This is a genomic window from Gammaproteobacteria bacterium (genome assembly GCA_032250735.1).
Taxonomy (GTDB): Bacteria; Pseudomonadota; Gammaproteobacteria; order SZUA-152; family SZUA-152; genus SZUA-152.
This window is the reverse complement of the sequence record JAVVEP010000010.1, coordinates 341-1,123: the sequence shown is the minus strand read 5'-3', so window position 1 is coordinate 1,123 and position 783 is coordinate 341. Positions and strand designations below refer to the sequence as shown.

The following is a 783-nucleotide window of genomic DNA, read 5'->3' as shown; positions in this document are numbered from 1 at the left end:
ACCACAGCGAGGTCATCGGCAGCTGCGAGTCCTGCCATGACGGGGTGATCGCCATCGGCAAGTCTGCCACGCATATTCCCACTATGGCGTCGTGTAATAATTGCCACACCACGGTCGACTGGCAAGTGGGCGCGTTTGATCACTCGACCACCACTGAGACCTGCATCACCTGCCACAACGGCGCCACCGCCACCGGCAAGAGCGCGACGCACATCAGCAGCACGGATATCTGTGAGGCCTGCCACGTGGACACGGCCTGGGTGCCGATCACTACCGTGGATCACGCCCAGGTACTGGGCAACTGCGAGTCCTGCCATGATGGGGTGATCGCCACCGGCAAGAGCGCGACGCACATCAACACCACGGATATCTGCGAGGCCTGCCACGCCAGCACCGCCTGGACCCCGGTCAACCCGCTGGTGGATCACGCCCAGGTGCTGGGGACTTGCGCGTCCTGTCACGACGGCGTGATCGCCATCGGCAAGCACGCCACCCACATCACCACCACCGAGGCCTGCGACACCTGCCACACCACCACCGACTGGCTGGTAGCCGCGTTTGACCACAGCACCACCACCGAGACCTGCATCACCTGTCACGACGGCGCCACCGCCACCGGCAAGACCGCCACGCACATCAACAGCACCGACATCTGCGAGGCCTGCCACGTCAGCACCGCCTGGACCCCGGTCAACCCGCTGGTGGACCACGCCCAGGTGCTGGGCAGCTGCGCGTCCTGTCACGACGGCGTGATCGCCATCGGCAAGCACGCCACCCACATCA

At 65.3% G+C, this 783-nt stretch carries 1 protein-coding gene; it reads left to right on the top strand.

What is annotated here, in order from left to right; all coding sequences use genetic code 11:
• A partial coding sequence (locus RRB22_07550; protein ID MDT8384253.1) for a cytochrome C occupies window positions 1-783 on the top strand: 783 nt, incomplete at both ends.